General features: G+C 61.0%; 18 protein-coding genes and 1 tRNA gene. 13 read left to right on the top strand and 6 right to left on the bottom strand.

Features of this window, described 5'->3' with window-relative positions; all coding sequences use genetic code 11:
- Positions 1-20 precede the first annotated feature (20 nt).
- From NKI49_RS05805 to NKI49_RS05790, 4 genes are all read left to right on the top strand, one after another.
- On the top strand, positions 21-782 hold the full coding sequence (locus NKI49_RS05805; RefSeq protein ID WP_352600983.1) for a 3-hydroxyacyl-CoA dehydrogenase: 762 nt from the start codon (positions 21-23) through the stop codon (positions 780-782).
- Between the two features lie 68 nt (positions 783-850).
- Positions 851-1,627, top strand: a complete 777-nt coding sequence (locus NKI49_RS05800; RefSeq protein ID WP_352600985.1) for a HugZ family pyridoxamine 5'-phosphate oxidase — start codon at positions 851-853, stop codon at positions 1,625-1,627.
- Between the two features lie 155 nt (positions 1,628-1,782).
- Complete coding sequence (locus NKI49_RS05795; RefSeq protein ID WP_352600987.1) at positions 1,783-2,127, top strand: ArsR/SmtB family transcription factor; 345 nt, start codon at positions 1,783-1,785, stop codon at positions 2,125-2,127.
- A 54-nt stretch (positions 2,128-2,181) separates the two neighbouring features.
- Positions 2,182-2,985: a TrmH family RNA methyltransferase gene (locus NKI49_RS05790; RefSeq protein ID WP_352600989.1), complete on the top strand. Its 804-nt coding sequence runs from the start codon at positions 2,182-2,184 to the stop codon at positions 2,983-2,985.
- Here NKI49_RS05790 and NKI49_RS05785 read toward each other — a convergent pair.
- Both NKI49_RS05785 and NKI49_RS05780 read right to left on the bottom strand, forming a co-directional pair.
- Positions 2,961-4,127: a coiled-coil domain-containing protein gene (locus NKI49_RS05785; RefSeq protein WP_352600991.1), complete on the bottom strand. Its 1,167-nt coding sequence runs from the start codon at positions 4,125-4,127 to the stop codon at positions 2,961-2,963. The genes NKI49_RS05790 and NKI49_RS05785 overlap by 25 nt on opposite strands.
- A 240-nt stretch (positions 4,128-4,367) precedes the next feature.
- Positions 4,368-4,904, bottom strand: a complete 537-nt coding sequence (locus NKI49_RS05780) for a DUF1134 domain-containing protein (protein ID WP_352600993.1) — start codon at positions 4,902-4,904, stop codon at positions 4,368-4,370.
- Positions 4,905-5,344: 440 nt separating this feature from the next.
- On the opposite strand from NKI49_RS05780, the gene chpT reads away from it, so the two are divergent.
- Positions 5,345-5,974 carry a histidine phosphotransferase ChpT gene (gene chpT, locus NKI49_RS05775; RefSeq protein ID WP_027024381.1) on the top strand — a complete coding sequence of 210 codons (630 nt, stop codon included), beginning with the start codon at positions 5,345-5,347 and terminating at the stop codon, positions 5,972-5,974.
- 241 nt (positions 5,975-6,215) lie between these two features.
- Positions 6,216-6,584 carry a response regulator gene (locus NKI49_RS05770; RefSeq protein WP_352600995.1) on the top strand — a complete coding sequence of 123 codons (369 nt, stop codon included), beginning with the start codon at positions 6,216-6,218 and terminating at the stop codon, positions 6,582-6,584.
- 150 nt (positions 6,585-6,734) lie between these two features.
- Here NKI49_RS05770 and ctrA read toward each other — a convergent pair whose 3' ends face one another.
- Positions 6,735-7,430, bottom strand: coding sequence for a response regulator transcription factor CtrA (ctrA, locus tag NKI49_RS05765; protein WP_006203583.1), 696 nt, complete (start codon positions 7,428-7,430; stop codon positions 6,735-6,737).
- 451 nt (positions 7,431-7,881) lie between these two features.
- Here ctrA and NKI49_RS05760 point away from each other — a divergent pair, with 451 nt between their 5' ends.
- The gene (locus NKI49_RS05760; protein WP_352600997.1) at positions 7,882-8,259 is read left to right on the top strand and encodes a flagellar export protein FliJ; all 378 of its coding nucleotides are present in this window, start codon (positions 7,882-7,884) and stop codon (positions 8,257-8,259) included.
- Between the two features lie 85 nt (positions 8,260-8,344).
- Here the strand turns inward: NKI49_RS05760 and NKI49_RS05755 are convergent, their stop codons facing one another.
- Positions 8,345-8,743: a winged helix-turn-helix transcriptional regulator gene (locus NKI49_RS05755; RefSeq protein WP_352600999.1), complete on the bottom strand. Its 399-nt coding sequence runs from the start codon at positions 8,741-8,743 to the stop codon at positions 8,345-8,347.
- Between the two features lie 89 nt (positions 8,744-8,832).
- Between NKI49_RS05755 and NKI49_RS05750 the strand changes: the two genes are divergently transcribed.
- Positions 8,833-9,759 (top strand): NADP-dependent oxidoreductase, encoded by a 927-nt coding sequence (locus tag NKI49_RS05750; protein ID WP_352601002.1) that lies wholly within the window; start codon positions 8,833-8,835, stop codon positions 9,757-9,759.
- 75 nt (positions 9,760-9,834) lie between these two features.
- Here NKI49_RS05750 and sciP read toward each other — a convergent pair whose 3' ends face one another.
- Complete coding sequence (gene sciP / locus NKI49_RS05745) at positions 9,835-10,110, bottom strand: CtrA inhibitor SciP (RefSeq protein ID WP_006203587.1); 276 nt, start codon at positions 10,108-10,110, stop codon at positions 9,835-9,837.
- Positions 10,111-10,397: 287 nt separating this feature from the next.
- Here sciP and mnmA point away from each other — a divergent pair, with 287 nt between their 5' ends.
- Entirely contained in the window at positions 10,398-11,588 is a 1,191-nt protein-coding gene (gene mnmA, locus NKI49_RS05740; protein WP_352601005.1) for a tRNA 2-thiouridine(34) synthase MnmA, read from the top strand.
- Between the two features lie 31 nt (positions 11,589-11,619).
- Here the strand turns inward: mnmA and NKI49_RS05735 are convergent, their stop codons facing one another.
- Complete coding sequence (locus NKI49_RS05735) at positions 11,620-12,579, bottom strand: Gfo/Idh/MocA family protein (RefSeq protein WP_352601007.1); 960 nt, start codon at positions 12,577-12,579, stop codon at positions 11,620-11,622.
- 241 nt (positions 12,580-12,820) lie between these two features.
- Here NKI49_RS05735 and NKI49_RS05730 point away from each other — a divergent pair.
- The 4 genes from NKI49_RS05730 (at position 12,821) to NKI49_RS05715 (ending at position 18,574) form a co-directional block, all read left to right on the top strand.
- Positions 12,821-12,897 (top strand) — tRNA-Met (locus tag NKI49_RS05730).
- A 298-nt stretch (positions 12,898-13,195) separates the two neighbouring features.
- A complete protein-coding gene (locus NKI49_RS05725; protein ID WP_352601009.1) occupies positions 13,196-13,846 on the top strand; it encodes a response regulator transcription factor in 651 nt (216 codons plus the stop codon).
- A gap of 610 nt (positions 13,847-14,456) precedes the next feature.
- Positions 14,457-16,727 (top strand): hypothetical protein, encoded by a 2,271-nt coding sequence (locus NKI49_RS05720; RefSeq protein ID WP_352601011.1) that lies wholly within the window; start codon positions 14,457-14,459, stop codon positions 16,725-16,727.
- Positions 16,728-16,807: 80 nt separating this feature from the next.
- Complete coding sequence (locus NKI49_RS05715) at positions 16,808-18,574, top strand: type I secretion system permease/ATPase (protein ID WP_352601013.1); 1,767 nt, start codon at positions 16,808-16,810, stop codon at positions 18,572-18,574.
- Position 18,575: the final 1 nt, after the last annotated feature.

The raw sequence follows: 18,575 nt of genomic DNA, 5'->3' as shown, positions 1-18,575 counted from the left end.
AAGATCAAAAGGACGACGCCATGAATCCGAACGGCCAGATCGCGATCGTCACCGGCGGCGGCTCCGGCCTTGGCGAGGCGACGGCGCGCGCGCTTGCCGCCAAGGGGACCCGCGTCGCCATCTTCGATGTCGTCGTCGACCGTGCGTCCAAGGTCGCAGCCGAAATCGGCGGCATTGCCGTCCAATGTGACGTCAGCAGCGGCGACAGTGGCACGGCTGCCCTCGCCGAGGTCGCGGCCAAGTTCGGCGAGCCGCGTATCCTGGTCAACTGCGCCGGCATCGCCATTGGCGTGAAGACGATCGGCAAGGACGGCCCTCATCCCCTCGATCAGTACCGCAAGGTAATCGAGGTCAATCTGATCGGAACATTCAACATGATCCGCCTTGTCGCAGACCGTACCGCGAAGCTCGAGCCGCTGGAAGGCGGCGAACGCGGCGTCATCGTCAACACCGCATCGGTCGCTGCCTATGACGGTCAGATCGGACAGGCTGCTTATTCGGCCTCCAAGGGTGGCGTCGTCGGCATGACGCTGCCGGTGGCGCGCGATCTCGCCCGCTCCGGCATCCGCGTCTGCACCATCGCACCCGGTATCTTCAGGACGCCGATGATGGCGGGCATGCCACAGGAAGTGCAGGATTCGCTGGGTGCCGCAGTACCTTTCCCGTCCCGTCTCGGTGAGCCTTCCGAATATGCCGCCCTGGCGCTCCACATCGTCGAGAACCAGATGCTGAACGGCGAGACCATTCGCCTCGACGGCGCCATCCGCATGGCGCCGAAGTAGTCCTTGCCAAGCGTGGCACCATCGTTCGATAAGTGGAATAGCGACATCAACTTAGCGGAACGAGAACCTTGGACGAACAAAGGAAGGACGTGATCCGCGAGACCGACGCCGACGCGATCCGGCTGGCGAACACGTTGCTGCGGAGTGCCCGCTTCGGTGCCCTGGCGGTGCTGGAACCGCAAACCGGGTCGCCCCTGGCGAGCCGGGTCGGCGTCGCCACCGATATCGATGGCGCGCCCCTGATCTTGGTGTCGCAGCTTTCGGCGCACACGCCTGCCCTGCTTGCGGATCCCCGCTGTTCTCTGCTGCTCGGCGAGCCCGGAAAGGGCGACCCGCTCGCCCATCCGCGCCTGAGCCTGGTCTGCCTGGCGTCGCGGCTCGAGCGTGGCTCGGATGCTTACGCTCGCGCCGAGCGCCGCTATCTCAACCGCAATCCCAAGGCCAGCCTCTATGCCGGGCTCGGCGACTTTTCGATCTTTCGCCTCGATCCGCAACGCGCCAGTCTGAATGGCGGTTTCGGCAAGGCCTATCAGCTCGGCCGGTCCGATCTCATAACCAGCGGACCGGTCGTCGAAGAGCTGGCGGCGAGCGAACAATCGGCTATTGATCATATGAACTCCGACCATCTCGACGCGATCGCCGTTTATGCACTGCATTTCGGGAAGTCGTCCGGCGACAATAGCTGGGTCATCAGCGGAATTGACGCCGATGGCATGGATCTGCTCTCGGGCGACAATGTTTGTCGGGTTTTCTTTCCGCAACCCCTATCGACGGCACGTGAGTTGCGCCCGGTTCTGGTCGACATGGCCAGGAGCGGCCGGGCGGCGCAGGGCACGACAGAGTGATTAGCATTTGATCAAAAGCAATGCTTGAGATTTAAATGAAATGTTCTAGGCTTTATCTGTGACGCTGACTCGTCAGCGCCATTCACAAGCGAGTTGATGGATTCAGGTGCCATTGCCCCCATGGCGCCTTGATGAGCAAACAGCATGGGGGATCGATGGTCTCGACAAAGCTAATCGCCAACGCCGAATCGGCAGCTGAATTTCTGATGCTGATGGGCAACGAAAAACGGCTGTTGATCATGAGCTATCTGATCGACGGTGAAATGTCGGTTGGTGCCATCGCCGAAAAGGTGATGCTCAGCCAGTCCGCCCTGTCACAACATCTGGCCAAGTTGCGGGGACTCGACCTCGTCGAAACCCGTCGCGACCGCCAGATGATCTACTATTCCTGCAAATCCGACGCTGTGCGCGAACTGCTCGGCGTGCTGGATGGCATTTTTGGCAGTGGCAAGGATGATTTGTCCCAGATGGCACACAGGTTGCGCCGCGCGGGAACTTGACCGGCAAGCCCTGCTGCCGCTTACCTCGTCGACGTATGAGCGCCGAGGAGCGGCATGGAACCCATTCGGATCGACGACCCGCGAGACCCGCGTGTCGCAGCCTATCTCGATATCCGCGAACGTGATCTTGCCGGCCGGCAGGGCCGTTTCGTCGCCGAAGGCAAGGTGGTGCTCGACCTGCTGTTATCGGCCGGACGGTTCAGTGCCGAATCGGTGCTGGTCCTGGAAAATCGTTTGGCAGGCCTTGAAGACATCTTGCGCAAGGCCCCGGGCGACCTGCCGGTCTATGTCGCCACCGGCGCTGTGATGGATGCCATCGCCGGCTTTCACATGCATCGCGGCATCCTGGCCATTGGCCGCAAGGGCACGCAGCAACAGGCCGAGGCGCTGCTCGATGCCTTGCCTGCCCAAGCATTGGTCCTGGTGCTTGTCGGCATCGCCAACCATGACAATATGGGATCCATTTTCCGCAACGCCGCCGCCTTCGGCGCCGACGCGGTCTTCATGGATGCGACCTGTTGCGATCCGCTCTACCGCAAGGCGATCCGCGTTTCGGTCGGCGCCGCGCTCAAGATCCCCTTCGCCTCCTTCACCGATGCCGCCGGGTTCACAGCAGAACTCGACCGGCGCTTCTATGGCCAGTTTGCGTTATCGCCGCGTGGGCACACCGACATACGCGACGCGCAGCGCAGCGAGCGCCTGGCGCTCTATCTCGGCACCGAGGGCGAAGGCCTGCCCGAAAGCCTGCTTGCCCGTTTGCAGACGGTGCGCATCGGCATGGCGCAAGACTTCGACAGCCTGAACGTCGCGGCCGCGTCAGCCATCGCCCTGCATCATTTCTGCGCAGGCAGGACCTGATTTCCGTTCGCCGCCTTCTGCAATGCCCGCACGCGGTCGGCGAGGCTACGGTCGCCATTTCCGGAACGGCTGTCCTGTGGCTCGGCCAGCGCCTTGGCGATTGGCGAGTCTGGCCCTTCGAGCTTGGCCGTCAGATGGACGACCTCCGCCGCCAGTTCGTTCATCTGCTCGCGCAGCGCGGCACTGCCGTTCGCGGGGCCTGATGCCGTCATGGCCGCCTTCAAACGCTTGTTCTCGCTCGCAAGCGCCGTGAGCCTGGCTTCCAACCGCTCGCGATCGCTGTCGAGCTTGGCAATCGCCTTGTCCAAGTCGTCCCGCCTTTCAGCTTCCCCATGCCTGTCGGCTCCATTCTGGTTGCCGACCAGCCGCAGCGCCGGCCCGCCCTCCTCGGCTTTCACCTTTTCGCGCGACCGCGCCAGCTCCTTTTCGCGACGCTCGAGCTTGTCTTCGCGATCGGCGAGCGTAGCGAGGAGCCGCTCGACCTTCTTGTCGAGTTCGGCCGTTCTCTTCTTCTCGGCCTTCAGGGCTTCGCGCGCGGCCCTGTTCTCGGCTGCGATTTCCTGGCCGCGCCGGTCCGCTTCCTTGCGCTGGCCGCGCAGCAGCGCAATGTCGTTGGCAAGCTTCTGCAATTCGGATTCGCGCGCCACCAATTCAATCTGGCGGCTGCTGGAAGAGAAGCTGGCGTCATCATACATATGCTCCAGCTTTTCAAGCTCGAGCGCGCGTTTTTCCAGTTTGCGTTCGATCTCCTTGAGCCGTGCCGACAACAGATGCTGTTCTTCCTCGCGCTGCCGTAACGCCTCGCTCTTGGCGCCGAGTTCGGCAAGGGCAAGGTTCTTGTCCGCGCGCTCGACCGCCAGCCCCTTCAAAGCCTCGCGGCCGCGATTGATCTCGACCAGCTGTTCGGCCGCCTTCTCGCGCAGCGCCTTGACGTTCATTTCGAGGCGGCGCGTGGACATGGCGAATTCGGCGCGGATCCGGTCCTTGTCGGCCTGAATTTCGGCCTGCGTCAACGGGATCGAGGCCTCGATCCGTTTGCGGGTCAGGGCGACGGCGCGCCGCCAGATCGCCGGAGCCAATATCAGCGCCAGAAAGCCGGCACAGAGAAAGCCGAGTGCAAAGAACAGGACCGACTGAACCAAGGGACTACCCGTTATCGAAGGCAACCGCGAAACTAATGCATGTCGTCCAATGTTGGAGCCGGTTTTGGGACGACGACATACAATCAGACGAAGACCAAAAGCGCCTCTCGCGCTTTGACCGTGGCACATTGGCATGGCGGAAATCCGGCGCTGCGGCAAGGGGCTTGCCACAGCGCGCTTCGGTCATCGGCTTGTGAAGACTCGCGGACATGTCCGCGTTTCGATCACGCCGACTGGGGCTCAGAAGGGATTCCAGGTCGCCCGCTCGGTAAGTTTGAGGTAACCGAGATTGACGCCGAGCCGAGCGCCGACACCGGTGCGGATCGGCACCAAAAGCACATTGTTGTTCTTCAGCACATTGAAGCCGACGCCAGCCACCACATAGGCTGAACCGGCGACGCCGCCATAGCGGTTGTAGAGGTTGCCGACATCGTCGAGATTGTAGACCAGCATCATCACCCGCGACCCTTCGCCGCCGAAATCCCAACCCAGCGACGGGCCTTGCCAGAACACTTTGTGGTCGCCGGCATTCTTGGTGTAGAGTGTGCCTTCGCCATAGGTCAGGCCGCCGATCAGCGCGCCCGAGCCCTCTTCGCCAAGCAGATAGCCGTTCGGCAAGCCGTAGGAGGCGAAGACCTTCTCGACGACGGTGGCGAGCCCTCCCGATGTCGCTCCGAAGAACTTGTGGCCGGAATCCACGATCTCCTGAGCGGTGTATTCCTGGGCCCGCAAGGCTGAGGTCGAAAAGACGAGAACGCTCATGAGCGCGACCGCCATTGAGACGACACGGAAAAAGCTCCGGTCTGGGACACGGATAGAAATCCGGTCTGGGATGACACGGAAAAAGCTCCGGTCGTAGAATCGGGAAAACATGCTTCCAATCTCCGTCAGGGAGCACTTTCGCCGACGCCCCACACCCGTACGGCTCTCTTATCCGGCCGTTAAGGGTAACTGTTACGGGCAAACTATGCCGTAATTCTTTTTCAACCATTAAGCTTCCACATGAAGATGGCGGTTCGAAGGCTGTTTTAGGGTCGCACACGTGGGGCGGCAGCCTGCGTGAACGCGCATTTGCCATGACCATAATTTTGGATTTGTTGCCGCACGCACAGGCGCTGTGTATTCAGAGGACCTGGGGAGAAAGCGTGATTCGTGCGGGCAGGCGACGATTGATCGCTCGGCCGTGAGTTGTGAAATTTTGCAGGGATTTTTCGCCAATGGCCGATCTGTTCACCATTTCCGCACCCGATCTGGCAGCGCTTTTGTGCAGCCGCGTCTGCCACGACATTATTTCCCCGGTCGGCGCGATCAACAACGGGCTTGAACTCCTCGACGAGGGCGGCGCCGACGAAGACGCCATGCGGCTCATCCGCCAGAGTGCCAAGAATGCCTCGGCCCGGCTGCAATTCGCCCGGATCGCCTTCGGTGCAGCCGGCTCGGCGGGCATGCTGATCGACACCGGAGACGCCGAGGCGGTCGCCATCGCTTTCCTCAAGAACGAAAAGCCGGAACTCGTCTGGAAAGGGACGCGCGCGCTGCTGCCGAAGAACAAGGTCAAGCTGCTGCTGAACCTGATCCTGGTCGCCAACGCCGCCATTCCACGCGGCGGCAAGCTGGTCGTCACATTGGAAAATCTCGAGACCGAGCCACGCTTTTCGCTTTCGGCAAGCGGGCCGATGCTGCGCGTGCCGCCAAAATTCCTCGAACTGCATTCCGGACACAAGCCGGAAGAACCGATCGACGCGCATTCGGTACAGCCCTACTACACACTGCTTCTGGCCCGCGAGGCCGGCATGACGATATCGATCCATGCGACCGCCGAAGAGATCGTGCTTTCGGTAGCCTGAGAATCCGGCTGATCCACTACGAGCAAAGTATTTCAGCGAAATAATATTGCCATACGGACAAATCCGCGGGAATTGAACTGCTTCTGATTGCAGCAGCGAAATATCCGCAAGAAAAAGCCATGAAACGGCATCCTTGCAAAAAATTTACCTAATCGCTTTCCGGGTTCTTTACCAGATCGGCCTAGTGTGCACCGCAGATGCCCCGACGACCGGATCGCCATAAGGCAAAGAGGACCCGGAAATGAAGCGCTGCATGTTCGTCGACGATTCCAGTGTCATCAGAAAGGTTGCAAAACGCATCTTGGGTGGTTCCGACATGACGGTCATCGAAGCAGCCAGCGGGCTTGATGCGCTGGAAATGTGCGCCGCCGACATGCCCGACATCATCGTCGTCGACGGCGCCCTGCCCGACGTGAAGGCGGTTGACCTGATCCGCCGTGTGCGCGCCATGGAAAGCCCGGTCAAGCCGCAGATCCTGATCTCGCTGGTCGAGCTCGATATCGCGTCCATCATGCGGGCCAAGCGCGCCGGCGCCCAGGGCTATCTCCTGAAACCCTTCAACCGTTCGCAGTTGCTCGAACGGTTCCGCGCCCTGAAGATTGCCGCTTGATTCGCCGGCTTGGAGCAATTCCAAGAAACGTGCGTCATGGCCTTTCCGTCCAGGATTGCGTAGAAACAAACGGCTAATTTAATGGCCCATTCGCACAAAAACCCGGCTTGGCCGGGTTTTTGTCGAAGAGAGTCGGACGGTGTTCGCCGTTCAGGCGCTGACGCGGATGTCTTCGGGTTCGCGCAGCACATAGCCGCGGCCCCAGACCGTCTCGATGTAGTTCTGGCCACCGGACGCGGCGTCGAGCTTCTTGCGCAGCTTGCAGATGAAGACGTCGATGATCTTCAGTTCCGGCTCGTCCATGCCGCCATAAAGGTGGTTGAGGAACATTTCCTTGGTGAGCGTCGTCCCCTTGCGCAACGAGAGCAGCTCCAGCATCTGGTATTCCTTGCCGGTGAGATGCACGCGCTGGCCGCCGACTTCGACGGTTTTGGCATCGAGGTTGACCACCAGGTCGCCGGTTGTGATGACCGATTGGGCGTGGCCCTTGGAGCGCCGCACGATGGCATGGATACGGGCGACCAGCTCATCCTTGTGGAACGGCTTGGTCATATAGTCGTCCGCGCCGAAGCCGAGGCCGCGCACCTTGTCCTCGATGCCGGCCATGCCGGAGAGGATCAGGATAGGCGTCTTAACTTTGGAAAGGCGAAGCGTTCTCAAGACCTCGTAGCCGGACATATCGGGCAGGTTGAGGTCGAGAAGGATGATGTCGTAGTCGTAGAGTTTGCCTAGATCGACACCCTCTTCGCCGAGGTCTGTCGTATAGACATTGAAACTTTCCGACTTCAGCATCAGTTCGATGCTTTGTGCGGTTGCACTGTCATCTTCTATCAGCAGAACACGCATCTCATTCCCCTTTTCTGCTGCCGGACCATCTCGCGACCCGTCCTGGACCGGAGCAGTGATTGCCTAATGCAGAGGCTGCCATTGAATGGTTAACAAAACCTAATTCCGCGCCGATTACGGTACCAGATTTTTTAACCTCTTTCTACACCCTCTTGAATCTAATAGTGAATCACAGACCCAAACCGCTAATGCACAACATTAATAACCTGGACTAAGTGACTCCAGGGACTCATCGACAGCGCTTCCGTGTCGTCGGTCGGATTTTTACCCGGCCTTAAGCCCTGACCCGTATGATTAACAATGCCCGTAAACGAATGGTTACCGCCGGCAAAAAACTTTAGGGTTTTGTTTCCCATAGTTCGGGGAAAGCTGGTGGAAACGGGCAACGCCTGGGGCGTTTCCGGGTGATTGGACGATATGTGCAGGTGTGCGTTTCCGGGAGTACCGAATCATGAAGTCACGTGAGAACCTCGTTCGACTGAAGCAGTTTCAGGTGAATGAGAAGCGGCGGCAGCTGCTCCAGCTCGACATGATGATCGCCGAGTTCGAACGCATGGCCGTCGAACTGGAGCTTCAGATCAATGCCGAGGAAAAGAAGGCCGGCATCACCGACATCAACCATTTTGCCTATCCGACCTTCGCCAAGGCGGCACGTTTGCGCCGCGACAATCTTAGAAATTCGCAAAGCGACCTCGCCCAACAGCGCAGCGCTGCCGAATCACTACTCGGCGAAGCTGAAGCGGAGCTTTCCAAGGCGGAGATGCTGGAATCGCGAGACACCAAGATCCGCGAAACCGAAATCGGCGGCCGCAGCGCCATGATCGGCTGAAGTCCGGCTATTCATAACGCAGGTGCTTGCCACGCGGGCGGGCACCGCACCAGGCTGCGAGGCGCTCGACCAGGGCAAAGCTCCCTTAGGCGGCCCAATCCCCTTCACTCCCGGCCACCGCCCGCGCACGGGCGTCCTTGATATCAGGTGCATGCTGCTCCGCCCATGATCTTATCTGGGTAAGCAGCCCCGCCAGGTTCTGGCCGAGTTCGGTCAGTTCATATTCGACGCGTGGCGGAATAACCGGAAAGACCTCGCGCCGCACCAGACCGTCACGCTCGAGCACGCGCAACGTCTGCGTCAGCATCTTCGGCGTTATGCCTTCGAGCTTGCGGGCAAGCTCGCCATTGCGCTGTCGGCCTTTGCGCAGCGCGCAAACCACCAGATAGACCCATTTGCTGGCCAGCATCTCCAGCACGGTATGCGAGGGACATGTCCGCCGGAAGGCGTCATAGCCGAAGGGGCAGTTATCTTCGCTATCCATGGGGTGCCTATATACCAAAAAGGTACATACTGGACAAGGGATCATTACTATCCAAATGATAGTGGCACCAATCAAGCAGGAGATATCCAATGCGTGCCGTGATCCAGAATTCCTTCGGCGGGCCCGAAGTCCTTGTCATCGCCAGTCAGACCGACCCCACGCCGAAGGCCGGCGAAGTGCTGGTGCGCATCAAAGCCGCAGGCATCAATCCCGTCGACGGCGCCGTCCGCGCCGGCTATTTTCCGTTGCTTGGCGAACCGCCCTTTACCCTCGGCTGGGATATCTCCGGAACAGTCGCCGCGCTGGGCGCAGGTGTCGCCGGCTTCAAAATCGGCGACGACGTGTTCGGCATGCCGCACTTCCCCAAACAGGCGGCGGCCTATGCGGAACTGGTGGCCGTGCCTGCCGACGAGATCGCGCTGAAGCCGAAGAAGGCCGATTACCTACAGGCCGGTGCGCTGCCGCTGGCCGGCCTCACCGCCTGGCAAGGCCTTGTCCGTCATGGCGGGCTGAAGTCGGGCCAGCGCGTACTGGTGCATGCGGGTGCCGGCGGGGTCGGCCATCTGGCGGTGCAGGTCGCCAAGGCGCGCGGCGCCTGGGTTGCCGCCACCACCAGCCCGGACAAGCTCGATTTCGTACGCAAGCTCGGCGCCGACGAGGTCATCGACTACACCAAGGACGATTTCACCGGAAAACTTCATGATATCGATCTCGTGCTGGAACCAGTCGGCGGCGACCATGCCGAACGCTCGCTCAAGGTCCTCAAGGACGGCGGCGTACTGGTTTCGCTGCTCAATGTCAGCGACGCCACGAAGGCGCAAGCCAGCATACGGGGCATCCGGGTCGAGCGCATGTCCGTCGTGCCCGACCGTGAAGGTCTGCTGGAGCTCGGCCGGCTGATCGACGCGAAAAAGCTCGCCGTCCATATAGCCAGGAGCTTTCCGCTCGACCAAGCGGGAGCCGCCCACGCCTTTCTCGCCACCAAGCCGGTCGGCAAGGTGGCGCTGACGGTCTGACCGCCGCGAGGGTTCGGAGCCATTCGAAACCAGAAGGGCGCGGAGTGCCGCGCCCTTTTTTGGCTCAGACCGGCTCTAATGCCGGTATTGCTGGATGCGCGTGGTGCGCAGCCCGGCCAAGCCATATTCGTCGATCGACGCTTGCCAGGACAGGAATTCCTCGGTGGTCAGCTTATAACGCTGACATGCCTCTTCGAGGCTCAACAGGCCGCCGCGCACCGCAGCGACCACCTCCGCCTTGCGCCGGATAACCCAGCGACGTGTGTTGGTCGGCGGCAGATCGGCAATCGTAAGAGGGCTGCCGTCGGGCCCAATAACATACTTCACTCTAGGTCTAACCAGATCGGTCATCGTACTCTCTACAAAAAACTCAAAGACCCAATCCCCGCCACGTTACCGCCACAGCTTTAAAAATTGCCTAAGCAGACCCTAATGACTAGGTAAGGATCGTGAACGCCGCGTTAGTCTTTTCGCGGGCATTTGAAACATTCGGCAGGAAGCCTTGATTCACCGGGGAAAAATCCGAGCGTTCGCCGGACCAGCCGCATCCGGGGAATCGTCCTGCAGCTGGCGCAGCCGGAAAGCTTGACCTATATTCGCGTCCTTGGCATTCAGGCGCCGCGCAGAACGAAAGCATCATGAACAGTCTCGATCTTCCCGGACGTCCCGAAAAGACCCGCATCGTCGTCGCCATGTCGGGCGGCGTGGATTCGTCCGTGGTCGCCGGCCTGTTGAAGCGCGAAGGCTATGACGTCGTCGGCGTTACCCTGCAGCTATACGACCATGGCGCGGCGACGCACCGGGCTGGCTCGTGCTGCGCCGGCCAGGACATCGACGATGCTCGCCGCGTGTCGGAAACGCTCGGCATCCCCCACTATGTGCTCGACTATGAGGAGCGCTTCCGCAAGGCGGTGATCGACCCCTTCGCCGAGAGCTATGTCGCCGGCGAGACGCCGATCCCTTGCGTTTCCTGCAACCAGACAGTGAAGTTTGCCGACCTGCTCGCCACCGCCAAGGAGCTTGGCGCCGACGCGTTGGCAACCGGCCACTATATTCGCTCCGGCGCCAACGGCGCCCATCGCGCACTCTACCGGCCGGTCGATGCCGACCGCGACCAGAGCTATTTTCTCTTCGCCACCACGCAGGCACAGATCGATTATCTGCGCTTTCCGCTCGGTGGCTTGTCGAAGCCGCAGGTGCGCGCCATCGCCGAGGAGATGGGGCTGACGGTGGCTGCAAAGCAGGACAGCCAGGACATCTGCTTCGTACCGCAAGGCAAATATTCCGACATTATCGCCAAGCTGAAGCCGACTGCCGCCAATCCGGGCGACATCGTCCACATCGACGGTCGCGTGCTTGGCCGCCATGAGGGTATCCTGCGCTACACGATCGGCCAGCGCCGCGGCATCGGCATCGCGTCCGGCGAACCGCTCTATGTCGTCCATCTCGATGCCGAGCGGGCCCGCGTCGTGGTTGGCCCGCGCGAAGCGCTGGAGACGCACAAGATCTATCTGCGCAATATGAACTGGCTGGGCGGCGGGCCGCTGGCCGATGTTCCTGCCGGTGGCCTCGAGCTTTTCGCCAAGGTCCGCTCGACCAGGCCGCCGCGCCCTGCGGTGCTGCGCCACAAGGCGGGCGTGACGTCGGTCGAATTGGCCGACGGCGAGTCCGGCATCGCGCCGGGACAGGCCTGCGTGCTCTATTCCGACGACGGCAACGAGGCCCGCGTCTTCGGCGGCGGCTTCATCGAGCGCTCCGAGCGCGGCGCCGAGGCCGAGGCGATGCTGACCCGGCTGGCCGCTTTGCCTGCGCAGGTCCCCGCCGAGTAAGCCGAACAGGTCTCTCAGGACTTGGTGTGGGTCAGGACTTGGTGTGGGTGACCGTGCCGGCCGTCAGGATCCGCAGCACCCTGATTGCTTCCTCGCCGCTCGTGCGAGGTTCGGCCCGCGTCTCGATGCACTGGATGAAGTGCTCCAGCTCGCGCGTCAGCGGCATGCCTTGCCCGACCGCGACATAGGACGGCTCGTTGGTGGTGAAGGCCCACTGGCCGCTGTCCTGCCAGACCGCATGGCGGTAGACTGCAAGTTTGCGCTCCCAAGGCTCGACATCGTCGAATACCGCCATGGCCTTGGTGCCGACCACGGTCAGCCGCCGCTCGCGGTAAGGGTTGAGCCGCGAGGCGAAAAGATGGCTGCGCAGGCCGTTGGGAAAGCGCATGTGCAGATGCGCGAAGTCGCTGAGACTGTCGAGCAGGGCCGCCCCCTCGCCGCGCACCTCGATCGGCTCGGTGCCGGTTATGGCCAGGATCATCGACAAATCGTGCGGCGCCAGATCCCATAGCGCGTCGTTCTCGGTGTGGAACTTGCCGAGGCCGAGCCGGTGCGAGTGGATGTAGCGGACTTCGCCGAGCTCGCCATTGTCGATCAGGCCTTTCAGCGTCTCGAAGGCGGGATGGAAACGCAGGACGTGGCCCACCATGAAGACGCGGCCATTGTCCTTGGCCGCTTGCACCGCGCGCTCGGCGTCCGCCACTGTCAGGGCGATCGGCTTTTCTACCAGCACGTCCTTGCCGCTCTCGACGGCGCGCACGGCAACGTCGGCATGGTATTGCGGCGGCAACGCCATGACGATCGCGTCGATATCATCACGGACGAACAGCTGGTCCGGTTCTATCGCGAGGCAGTCCTGCTCGCTGGCGAAGCCTTCGGCGCGTGCACGGTTGGCGTCGGAGACCGCGTGCAACGCGCCGAGCCCCTTGAGGGTGCGGATATGGTTGCTGCCCCAGTATCCGCAACCAAGGACTGCAATGCGCGGCTTCATCTGTTTTCAAACTCTAAAACTCGTGGCCGAGACATAGCGACGTGCCCCTTCGAACTCAACCCCGGTGACCGCAACCAAATGTCCACGCCGCAAAGCTTTTCGGCAATGAGAATATGCGCCCACATCGAATGTTTCGAAGCTTGACAGGCTCGCCCTCCCAACCTTATATCCGCGCGACCTTGGCGAACGCCTCCGGAATGCCTTTCGATTTTAAGGCAGATTTCGGACCTTTCGCCGCCCTGGCGGGGTAGCTCAGTTGGTTAGAGCACGGGAATCATAATCCTGGGGTCGGGGGTTCAAGTCCCTCTCCCGCTACCAAAACTCAACATGTCGGATCCGGCAGCACCTCACGTCGGCTATTGAGCAGGCGAGCCTGACGATTTGAGGTTCGGGCTTATGGTCAAAGCCGGAGTTCGGCGGATGGCCGCTGCCGCGACCATTCCTGTCAGCCGAACCTGCTGCCGTACGAGGCGTCCGCGCGGCCGATCTGGCAGCCTCGGCTTGTCAATATAGCAAAAGATATATTAGCTATTGTTGACAAACTGCCTAAGCTCTGGTTTCGTCATTTGAGGGTAATTAAAATAAGTTCGTTGCGTTTTTTACGGACGGTGTTCGCATGTCAACTTTGGTTGTCGCGGACCCGCGGGGGGTGTATCTCGCCGGTCTGGAGTGGGTGTTGCGCAAGGCCGGACACGATGTTGTCGCCGAGTGCCACCGCGCGGTTGACGTTCTCACGCATGTGGAGCGCCATCGGCCTGATATTGCCATCGTCGGCGTGGAGGCAGCAGGTCCGCAAGCGACCAGTCTCTCCGTACGGCTGAAAGCCAGCCACAGCGCACTCGGCATCATCTTCATCGTGCAGCCAAACGGCGGTCTCGATGTCAAGGAAATACAGGCGCTCGACATCGACGGGCTGCTGCTGGACGGCGTTAGCCACCGCAGTCTCGTCGAGTGCGTGAATGCGGTGGCAAACGGCAAGAAATGGATCGACAACAAGATCGTCCAGCATCTGCTGATGCGGAGCCCGCAACAGCAGCTGTCGTCGTCGAAGCTGACGGGGCGAGAGAGCGAAATCGCTGATCTCGTCTCGCGCGGAATGCGTAACAAGACCATCGCGCAAAGGCTGCACGTGTCCGAAGGCACGGTGAAAATGCACCTTCACCACGTCTACGCGAAGCTTAATCTCGGCAGCCGGGCGGAACTGGCCTGGGCGGCGCATGGCAAGGGCTCCGACCACCCGGGAACCCGCCCCACCGAGCTGATCTAACCATCGCCTTCAGCCGGCATGGAGATGGTGCCGGGACGGGCCGGAAGGCCGCCTGACGGCACTCGCCGGCGCCGGCGCCGGAACTATCGAAGGATATATATCGTTCGATCAGCTACGGCCATTGATCCCAATACTATCGAAGCGGGAATGGACGCGCCCTCTGCGACAGCGGCACAATGAGGTTGGAGGGACGCATTCAGTAAGCGACCGAATACCGGATGCGGTCGGGCAGGTGCATTCCGGCGTCATCAGATCGAGGGATCGAGCGGTGACACACGTGACTGATTGATCGGGGCAAGATCAAAACGCCGCATCAGTCGCATCTCGCCTTTATAAATAGATCCATCGGATGGCCGTGCTTAAGGCGTCTGTAATATAATAACGCCGTATAGTCGTCTGGGGTTGTATCATGTCCGAAAACTTCTCTATTAGCAACGCTAAGACCGTCTGGAATTTCTGCAATAGAAATGTCTTTTGGGGTAACGGAATAGAGTGAATGCGACACGCTCCAACTTCGTCTACCCCCGATCCTCACTACACCTACAAAACCAACTATTGAGTTCCACAGATGCGGGGGCGACCTTTCGCCGCGCTGCAAGGGAGATTGATCATGGCTGTTACCATCAACGTGCTTGGCACGACCTCGATCGACGAAACGCCTGGTTTGCAACAGGACGACATCGACCTCAGCAGTTTCCAGACAAACCATGCGAGTGCTCTTGCCGCGATCAACGCGGCTCTGGCTGCCGACACATTAACGGTAGCCGACGCGATCCAAATCGCCGGTGACGAGGATGTCGATATCACGCTGACCAATGCGACGAGTCCGGTCCAGGGTCTCGGCTTCGTGACGCTCGATTCGAACGGCCAGAATCCGGCCCCGGTCGACGGCCTGGACAGCGGCCAGCAAACGCTCGACGGCAACGAGATTTTTCTCTACGCCGACCCTGACAACGACAATATCATCCTCGGCCGCGAGGGCTCGGGAACGACGGCAGATTCCAGCGGGCAGATCGTTTTCGCGGTCTATCTGGAGGAAGTTACCGACCAGAACAACGTGATCACCGGGGGCCAGCTCTGGACCGTTCTGTTCGAGCCGCTGGCGCATCCGGACGACACCAATTCCGATGATGTTGTGACACTGCCTAATACTCTGGGTGTTGCCGCCACAGGCGAACAGAACTTCAGCTTTGCGGGTGCACCGGCCGGCAACAATCTTTTCATGGCGTTCGGGAGCTCCGCCGACGCATTGCTGGTGAGCGGCACCTCAATCAGCCACACCGTCAACAGCAGCAAGGGCGGCGGCGCCACGACGCTCGGCACCGACTCGCAGGACGTGCGTGCCGGCAAAGGCTTGTACTTCACCTACGTCACCGGCATGGACGCGAATTTCCTCGCTCCGGACCTGACGCACAAAGAGGCGACCACCATCAATGACATCTCCTTTACGGGCGTGCTGGATTCGGACGCGGCGTCGCTCACCATCGTCAAACTGACCGGCGGCGCCAGCGTCTCGGTGAAGCTGACGGCGTTTACGACGGATGTCGAAACTGGAGCCAATTACTTCCCGGGGCTCGGCGACTCCGATGATGTTAACGTCACGATCACCCATGTCTACATCAACGGCAGCGAGGTCTCATTCACGCTCGACGGCGATGGCACCGGCGTGATCGTGGCGGGTGTACATGACGGCGACGTGATCAAGTTCGAGACCGACGGCGATCACAACCGCGTCCTGGTCGAGAATGGTGAGGCTCTCGGATCGAACATCCACTTCAGCATCGGCGGGTTCGCGATCGAAAATGCAGTAACGGCGGCCGTGCCGGTCGGTGATCACCTCGAGTTCTACGACGACGGGCCGGTGGTCGCGGTCGCGGACGTCACGGATGGCGACTACGTGAACGGTGCCCAGGGCACCTGGACTCACGATCCAGGCGCTGACGGGCTCGGCTCGTTCAGCGCCAGCTTCGACAGCTTCCAGATCGATAGCCATGGCACCGTCGGTACAACGGGCACCAACAGCACCTTCGAGCAAACGGGTGACTTTACCTTCGACGGCTCGATCACGGCCGACTTCAACGGCGACGGCAGCAACGACACCGTCGAATTTACGCTGACACTGAATCCTGACGATGACACCTACGACCTTCAGGTGACGACGCCGCCCACGACTACGACCACCTTCTCGACGGACCAGGGTAGTCTCGATGCGGGCGGCCCGGATCCGGTGCGGACGTTGACGATTGGCACCGAGAACGTCGTGTTCTCGGCGGTCAATGCTTTGACCAACCCGAATGACATCAAGCTGTTCCTTGATGCAAGCGAGGCTACGATCGAGGGCCCCGGGGGCGCAACCTACCTCAGCCCAGCCCAGATGAATGTCAGCACCGCGGGCATCGGACTTGGTGACAACCTGTTCGAGGGCAACTCGGTCGCCGGGATCGACGGTGCCACGACCTCTGGGGGCAAGTTCGACGAGAGCTTCGTGATCGACCCGAACGGTGATGTGAGCAGCATGACCGTGATCATCAATGGCAAGACGAACGGCGGCTACACACCGACCACTGAGGATCTCTTCTATCGCATCTACTACAGTGACGGCACGGTGAGCGCGCCGGTGGAGGTACAAGAGAGCGATCTCACCCGCACGAGCACAACAGCCAGCTTCACGGTTGGCGATCCTCTTGGGTCGAACGACATCGATGCGGTCCAGCTCATCATGGGCAGAGGCACCATAAAGGTTCCCACCGTCACGTTCTCGGTGTCGACCGAGTTCTCGCCGCAACCGCTCGACCTGAACTTCACGGCCGATCTCTTCGATGGCGACCATGACAGCAGCACGGATCCATTCACGATCCATCTGGATGCCGCCACCGTTTGAGCACCTAACGAGCCCGCCCCTCGACGAGGGGCGGGCTCTCACCCTTCAGGATCTAGCGTCTGGACCGGGGCACAAAGCCGATGCTTAAGCAAACCAGCAACTCCCGCCTTTCGCAGGTAATGAAGGCTGTCCGCAGGGAGTTCCCGCTCCTGATAATCCTGAGTTGCCTGCTCAACCTGCTGCTTCTCGTTTCGACGATCTACATGCTCCAGGTCTATGACCGTGTGCTTTCGACGGGATCGCTGGACACGCTGTTGTGGCTGACCGTGATCGCCCTGTTTGCCATCGCCGTCTACGGCGTGCTCGAACAGTCGCGACGCATGGTTCTGGGTCGCGTCGCAGCCTGGGTGGAATGCGAGTTGAACGCTCCCGTACTCAAGCGCGCGATGGAAGCCCGCCTGGAAGGGGAAAACCTGCAGGGCGGCATTCGGGACGTCGGCAATCTTAAAAATTTTTATGGAAGCGACGCCGCCCAAGCTTTTCTCGATATGCCCTGGAGCATCATTTTCCTGGTTTTCATGTGGGCACTGCACCCGGCGATCGGCATTGTCGGCACGCTTGGCGCGGCTCTACTCTTCGGGCTGGCCGTCACCAACGATCTGTTGACCCGGGAGCGCCAGAAGAAGGCCTCGGTCGACGCTCGCGCCAGCCAGGACAACGCTATCCGGTTCGTCGATGCGGGCGAGACGATCGGCCCACTCGGCATGGCGCGCCAGGTGTTCGAACGCTGGCGTGTGCGCCATGCCGAGATCGCTACGGAGCAGCAGTCGCTGCAAGACAAGACAACCGTGATTCTTTCCCTTTCCCGCAGCGTCCGCATCGCGCTTCAGGTGGCGATCCTTGGCGTCGGCGCCTACTATGTTCTTGCCGGCGAGATCACCGCCGGCGCGATGATCGCGGGTTCGATCACCATGGGGCGTGCGCTCGCGCCGATCGAACGCGCCACCGCTGCCTGGCGGGCCTTTGTGGCCGCGAGAGGAGCGCATGGCAACCTGCGGCAGCTATTCGAGCGCGTCGATCGTGATGGCAGCGAGCGCGTTGCGCTTCCCCGGCCGAAAGGCAGACTATCGTTCGAGGACATCTTCTATGTGCCTCCGGGTAGCACGGAGCCGTTGCTTCACGGCATCCGCTTCGCCCTGGAACCCGGCGAGAATTGTGTGGTGGTGGGGCCGTCCGGTTCCGGCAAATCGACACTATGCCGCCTAGCCGTCGGCGCCTGGAGGGCGGCGAAAGGTCATGTCCGGCTCGATGGAGCGGACGTATTCGACTGGCACCCCGAGGATCTGGGTGCCTATATCGGCTATCTGCCGCAGCAGGTCGAGTTCCTACCGGGTACTGTTGCGCAAAACATTGCCCGTTTCAGGGAAATCGACAGCGGAGCGCTGGTCCGAGCAGCCAAGATGGCTGGCGTGCATGAGTTGATCCTCGCTTTGCCCGCTGGCTACGAAACCGACATAGCGCTGCACTCGCGGCGCATCTCGCAAGGTCATCGGCAGCGGCTAGGCCTTGCGCGGGCTTTATATGGCGATCCGACGCTTGTGGTGTTGGACGAACCGAACGCGAACATGGACGAGGCCGGCGATAGAGCGCTTATCGAGACGTTGGCTACCCTCAAGCAGATGCAGGCCACGGTTCTGATCGTGACGCATCGCGTTTCCGTGTTGAAATCGGCCGACAAAGCAGCGGCATTGGATCACGGTACGCTGGCGGCGTTCGGTCCGCGCGATCAAGTGATCAGGCCAGTGCCGACTTTGGTGCCCGCGAAGTCACCTTTGCAGGCGGTTCCGTCTGAACGGCCGGCTTCGCCCCCCGTGTCGGAACATCCAATATCAGCTGCAGCGGAGTGAA

Source organism: Mesorhizobium sp. M0587 (assembly GCF_040320945.1).
Classification (GTDB): Bacteria; Pseudomonadota; Alphaproteobacteria; order Rhizobiales; family Rhizobiaceae; genus Mesorhizobium.
Note: the sequence above shows the minus strand (reverse complement) of the source record. Positions and strands in the feature narration are given on the sequence as shown.

Coding starts and splice junctions, on each gene's coding strand:
- NKI49_RS05795 (WP_352600987.1), top strand. CDS start 1,783: ATGGTCTCGACAAAGCTAATCGCCAACGCCGAATCGGCAGCTGAATTT.
- NKI49_RS05805 (WP_352600983.1), top strand. CDS start 21: ATGAATCCGAACGGCCAGATCGCGATCGTCACCGGCGGCGGCTCCGGC.
- NKI49_RS05770 (WP_352600995.1), top strand. CDS start 6,216: ATGAAGCGCTGCATGTTCGTCGACGATTCCAGTGTCATCAGAAAGGTT.
- NKI49_RS05790 (WP_352600989.1), top strand. CDS start 2,182: ATGGAACCCATTCGGATCGACGACCCGCGAGACCCGCGTGTCGCAGCC.
- NKI49_RS05760 (WP_352600997.1), top strand. CDS start 7,882: ATGAAGTCACGTGAGAACCTCGTTCGACTGAAGCAGTTTCAGGTGAAT.
- mnmA (WP_352601005.1), top strand. CDS start 10,398: ATGAACAGTCTCGATCTTCCCGGACGTCCCGAAAAGACCCGCATCGTC.
- sciP (WP_006203587.1), bottom strand. CDS start 10,110: ATGACCGATCTGGTTAGACCTAGAGTGAAGTATGTTATTGGGCCCGAC.
- NKI49_RS05735 (WP_352601007.1), bottom strand. CDS start 12,579: ATGAAGCCGCGCATTGCAGTCCTTGGTTGCGGATACTGGGGCAGCAAC.
- ctrA (WP_006203583.1), bottom strand. CDS start 7,430: ATGCGTGTTCTGCTGATAGAAGATGACAGTGCAACCGCACAAAGCATC.
- NKI49_RS05755 (WP_352600999.1), bottom strand. CDS start 8,743: ATGGATAGCGAAGATAACTGCCCCTTCGGCTATGACGCCTTCCGGCGG.
- NKI49_RS05715 (WP_352601013.1), top strand. CDS start 16,808: ATGCTTAAGCAAACCAGCAACTCCCGCCTTTCGCAGGTAATGAAGGCT.
- NKI49_RS05725 (WP_352601009.1), top strand. CDS start 13,196: ATGTCAACTTTGGTTGTCGCGGACCCGCGGGGGGTGTATCTCGCCGGT.
- NKI49_RS05720 (WP_352601011.1), top strand. CDS start 14,457: ATGGCTGTTACCATCAACGTGCTTGGCACGACCTCGATCGACGAAACG.
- NKI49_RS05750 (WP_352601002.1), top strand. CDS start 8,833: ATGCGTGCCGTGATCCAGAATTCCTTCGGCGGGCCCGAAGTCCTTGTC.
- chpT (WP_027024381.1), top strand. CDS start 5,345: ATGGCCGATCTGTTCACCATTTCCGCACCCGATCTGGCAGCGCTTTTG.
- NKI49_RS05780 (WP_352600993.1), bottom strand. CDS start 4,904: ATGGCGGTCGCGCTCATGAGCGTTCTCGTCTTTTCGACCTCAGCCTTG.